Origin of the sequence: Streptomyces sp. adm13(2018) (genome assembly GCF_008042145.1) — a bacterium.
Taxonomy (GTDB): Bacteria; Actinomycetota; Actinomycetes; order Streptomycetales; family Streptomycetaceae; genus Streptomyces.
In genome coordinates this window covers 1-4,647 of sequence record NZ_RDBH01000068.1, presented here as the reverse complement: position 1 = coordinate 4,647, position 4,647 = coordinate 1, and the positions used below count along the sequence as shown (strand labels likewise).

Genomic DNA, 4,647 nt, shown 5'->3' with positions numbered 1-4,647 from the left:
GGGCTGGGCCTGAGCCTCGGGCCTGTGCGCCGGCCCGGTGCCCCGCGCCGTCAGGCTCCCGGCAGCACCCGGGTCTCCGCCGCGGGAAGCCCCTTCACCCACCAGTGGTCGTAGCGGCCGTAGACCCGGCGGTCCCGGGCGGCGAGGAAGCCGTCGAGGGCCGCCGCCTCCGCCGCCAGTTCCGCCCAGACGCGGGCGGACAGCGGACGGAAGGCCGAGACCTCGACGCCTTCCCCGACCGGACGCCAGACCCCGGCCACGTACCCGTCGACGAGCACCGTAGGCAGTGTGTCGCCGTTCACCCGGATCACCTGCCCGCGGTACTCGGGCGGGATGACCCGGCCACGGTCCGCGTAGGCCAGCAGGACGCTGTCCCACATCGCCATCAGACGGGGCGGCGCCGGGACGTCCTCGTCCGGCCGGGGCGCCCCGGGCACGTCGTGGAGCACCGTCCCGCCGGGCCCCTCCCACTGCTCCAGCCCGTCCTCCAGCAGCCGCACCGCCTCGCGCACCTTCCCGCGCGGGGCCGTCGTGAACTGCGCCATGTCCGCCAGGGACGCCGGCCCGAAGCCCTCCAGATAGCGCCGGAGCAGTACCGCAAGACCGGCCGCCGAGGCCTCCTGATCGCCGAGCCCCGGCAGCGGCGCCTCGGCCGTCACGAACGACTGGGCCGTCCCGAACGACCACGGCGGCCCCGTCGGCGCGTGCCACAGCGGCGCGTACTGCCGGATCATCCGCCACACCACGGCCTCCACCGGCCCGCCCCGCGCCGCCGCGAGGTGCGCCCGCAGCTGCGCCCCGGTCCGCGCCTCCCGGGCGTACGTGAGGAGGCCGGGCAGCAGCCCGTCGGCGTCCTCGGCGGTGAACCCCGCCGCCTTGAACCGGGGGTCGTGCAGCCGCGACCCCCGCAGCGTCGGCTCCATGCCCTCCCGGAAGGCCCGGTAGTCCCCGGCGTGCACCAGGTGCAGGGTGAGCCGCATCAGGGTCGACCTGACCACCTCGAAGTCCGCCACCGCCTTGTCGAGCTCGGCCGGGTCGAACCCGGCGACGCGGTTCCACAACGCGACGTAGGGCGAACCCGGTTGCTGCGCCTGGAGCGCCACCACCTGCCGTACGGCGTCCCCGACGCCGATCGGCGCCCGTTCGAGGAGCAGTTGACGGGCGAGGGTGGAGCGGTTGAGGGCGCGCGCGGTCATCACCATGACGCGATTCTCCTCGTATCTCCTCGACACCGTTGCGACGGGCGCCGACGCTCCCGGCAACGCTCTCGCCGACGCCACGCGTTCACCGAGGACGCCCCCGTCCGTCGCCCGCACGTCGCCCGCAGTTGTGGCCGGAAATGGACCATGGGCCCGCCCCCATGGGCGACATTCCAGGTGTTCAAAGGGAGTTCAGATGAATCCGCGCCTCCTGCGCCGGCCCGCCGCCGTCGTTCTGCCGCTGTCCGCCGCGCTCGCGCTGACGGCGGTCGTGGGGCCGGCCGAGGCCGAGCCGGTGCGGCACGGCACCGCCACCGCCCGGGTCGTCTCCACCTCGACCCTGCCGGACATCCCGCTGGCCCCCTTCAGCAACGCCCTGCTGCCCGGCAGCGTCGACGACGACCGGGACGTCGACCTGGGCGGCATCGGCAGCGACCTGTACCCGGCCGAGCGGCGCGGCGAGTACTGGACGGTCACCGACCGGGGCCCCAACGGCCAGATCACGGTCGGCAAGGACAAGCGGCGCACCTTCCCCGTACCCGGCTTCGACCCGGCGATCGTCAAGGTCCGCGCGGTCGGCGACCGGATCCGGGTACTGAAGTCCATCCCGCTCACCACGCGCTCCGGCGCGCCCGTCACGGGTCTGCCCAACCAGCCGGGCCGCGACGAGGCCCCGTACGACCACAGCGCCACGACCCCGCTCGCGTACGACGTGAACGGCCTCGACACCGAGGGTCTGGTCCGCGACAGGGACGGCAGTTTCTGGCTGGCCGACGAGTACGGTCCCTCGCTGGTGCACGTCTCCGCCACGGGCCGGGTCCTGGCCCGCCACGTGCCCCGGGGCCTCGCCCTGACCGGCGCCGACTACCCGGTGGTCGAGTCGCTCCCGTCGGTCTTCCTCAAGCGCAAGATCAACCGCGGCTTCGAGGGCCTGGCGCTGCTGCCCGACGGCGACCTGGTGATGGCGCTGCAGAGCCCCCTGCTCAACCCCGACAAGGTGGCCGGCGAGGACTCCCGCACCACCCGCCTGCTGCGCTTCTCGCCCCGCAAGAACCGGGTCACGGCGGAGTACGCGTACCGCTTCGACGCGGTGGGCGTCGTGGAGCCGGGCCAGACCAAGACGTCGGAGCTGAAGATCTCCTCCGTCGTCGCCCTGGGCGGCGACCGCCTGCTGGTCCAGGAGCGTACGGACAAGGCCTCCCGCCTCTACGAGGTGCGGCTCCGCCGCGGCGCCGACATCCTCGGCTCCCGGTGGGACTCGACGGCGAGCCCGACCCTGGAGCAGCTCGGCGACGAGGCGGCCGCCGACGCCCCGGTGCTCGCGAAGCGCCTGGTGGTCGACCTGAACACGGTCGCGGGCGTCCCCGGCAAGATCGAGGGGATCGCGGTGGAGGGCTCCTCGACCCTGGTCCTGCTCAACGACAACGACTTCGGGATGACCGACGGCCCCGAGGCCTTCGACGCGAACGGCCGCCTGGTCGACAGCGGCGTGGAGACCACCCTGGTCCGCGTCCGCCTGCCGCACCGCCTGCGCTGACGGCGGCTGGGGGGCCGGGAGGGATGCGGGGCGGCTCCCCGGGCCGCCTCCCCTGCGTTGATCAGGGAAAAAACCGTTTCGGGGAGGCGGGGAGGCTCCCTGCCTCCACCTGCGAAAACCCCTCCCTCACGGCATCCCGGTGAGGGTGTCCCCGCCTCCCCGCACACCCGCTGCGAGCGATTCCGCTTGCTCGTTCCGCCACGCTCCGACCTCTGAGGAGACCTACGTGTCCCGCATCGTCCAGCACCGCGTCAGCACCGCCACTGACACCATCCGCGCCGGACTCGACGACCTCCTCCGCGAGGTCCGCATCGGCTTGGACGCGGCCGACCAGCGCCACCTCCTGCACCACCTCTACGACCCCGCGAACGGCGGCACGGGCCTGCTCCCGCTCCTCGGCGAGGTTCTCACCGCCGCCGGCGTGGCGGTGGGCGAGTGGCAGCCGAACCACGAGGCCACCGTTGAAGCCCTGGACGAGGCCGCGGCCTACGTCGTCGACTCCGCCGGACAGCGCATCAACGCCGCCCGCAGCCTCCTCGCCCGACCCGCCGAGCGGGACTGGCCCACGGCTGAGCAGGCCTACGCCAAGGCCCCGTCCACCATCAGCGAGATCGGATGGACCGCCCGCACCGCCGCCGAGCGGCCGTTCGGCACCGAAGGCACCCGGGAGTTCTGGCTCCGCAAGGCCGCCCTCCTCGACCGCATCGCCCTCACCGACGAGAGCGTCGGCGAGCCCGGCGACGCCACCGAGGCCGCCGACCGCGCGGCACGGCGCCTCATGGACGTCGACGACGCGGCCGTCATCTGCAACCCCCGGCACTACGTCCGCCAGCAGTACACCCTCTGGACCACCCACCAGTAGCTACGCCGAAGGCGGCCCCCTATTCCGCCAAGAACCCGGGGCCGCCCTCGTCCACCAGCACCAATCACAGAACTGGAGACACCCAGCATGACCCAAACCGCCCCCGTCGGGCGAGAGGGCAGTGACCCGCTGTCCATCGACCTGCCGGGCCTGAGCCTGCTCGCCCACGCGGTGAGCGCCGCCGAGCGCGGCTGGCACGTCTTCCCTCTCCGCCCGAGCGACAAGCGGCCCGCCGGCCACTCCGACGCTCGCTGCCCGGGTACCGGCCGCTGTGCGGACGGGCACAAGACGCCCGAGCAGCGCGCCACCACCGACGCCGACCTCCTTGCCGCCGCGTGGACGCACGCCCCGTACAACATCGGCATCGCCACCGGCCCGTCCGGGCTGCTCGTCGTCGACCTGGACACCCTCAAGCCGACAGACGAAGAAGGAACGCCTGACGGCGTGACCACCTTTGAGGCGCTCTGCGAGCGCGCCGGGCAGGCCGTCCCCCTCACCCACCGAGTGCGGACCGCGCGCGGCGGGATGCACCTGTACTTCACCCAGCCCAGCGGCGCCCGGCTCGGCAACACCGCCGGGCGGCTCGGCAGGCGGATCGACACCCGGGGGTGGGGCGGGTACGTCGTCGCCCCCGGCAGCCACACCCCCGACGGCTCGTACGAAGTCCTGGACAGCCGCCCCCCGGCCCCGCTGCCCGCGTGGATCCTGGACGCGCTCACGGCCCGTCCCAAGCCCGTCCAGAGCGCCACGGCGCCTCCGGTGGCGCTGACGGTCCGGGCGTCCCGGTACGCGGCGGCAGCGCTGCGGGGTGAGGTCGACAACGTCGCCCGTGCCGCCGACGGCACACGCAACGCCACCCTGCTGTCCGCCGCGCGGGCTCTGGGGCGGCTGGTGGCATCCGGCGACCTCACCCGACAGGACGTTCAGGAGGCTCTTAGTAGGGCGGTGGCGCTCTGGACGGGCTTGGGACGGGCCGTGAGCGCGTCCAGGATCCACGCGGGCAGCGGGGCCGGGGGGCGGCTGTCCAGGACTTCGTACGAGCCGTCGGG

General features: G+C 73.9%; 4 protein-coding genes. 3 read left to right on the top strand and 1 reads right to left on the bottom strand.

Annotation, left to right across the window (positions count from 1 at the left end; translation table 11 throughout):
* Positions 1-50 precede the first annotated feature (50 nt).
* Complete coding sequence (locus EAO70_RS06190; RefSeq protein ID WP_148002005.1) at positions 51-1,202, bottom strand: winged helix DNA-binding domain-containing protein; 1,152 nt, start codon at positions 1,200-1,202, stop codon at positions 51-53.
* A 193-nt stretch (positions 1,203-1,395) separates the two neighbouring features.
* Here EAO70_RS06190 and EAO70_RS06185 point away from each other — a divergent pair, with 193 nt between their 5' ends.
* From EAO70_RS06185 to EAO70_RS06175, 3 genes are all read left to right on the top strand, one after another.
* The gene (locus EAO70_RS06185; protein ID WP_148002004.1) at positions 1,396-2,736 is read left to right on the top strand and encodes an esterase-like activity of phytase family protein; all 1,341 of its coding nucleotides are present in this window, start codon (positions 1,396-1,398) and stop codon (positions 2,734-2,736) included.
* Between the two features lie 226 nt (positions 2,737-2,962).
* Positions 2,963-3,598, top strand: a complete 636-nt coding sequence (locus EAO70_RS06180) for a hypothetical protein (RefSeq protein ID WP_148002003.1) — start codon at positions 2,963-2,965, stop codon at positions 3,596-3,598.
* A gap of 87 nt (positions 3,599-3,685) precedes the next feature.
* On the top strand, positions 3,686-4,647 hold a 962-nt coding region (locus EAO70_RS06175), incomplete at its 3' end, for a bifunctional DNA primase/polymerase (protein ID WP_148002002.1).

Coding starts and splice junctions, on each gene's coding strand:
- EAO70_RS06190 (WP_148002005.1), bottom strand. CDS start 1,202: ATGGTGATGACCGCGCGCGCCCTCAACCGCTCCACCCTCGCCCGTCAA.
- EAO70_RS06185 (WP_148002004.1), top strand. CDS start 1,396: ATGAATCCGCGCCTCCTGCGCCGGCCCGCCGCCGTCGTTCTGCCGCTG.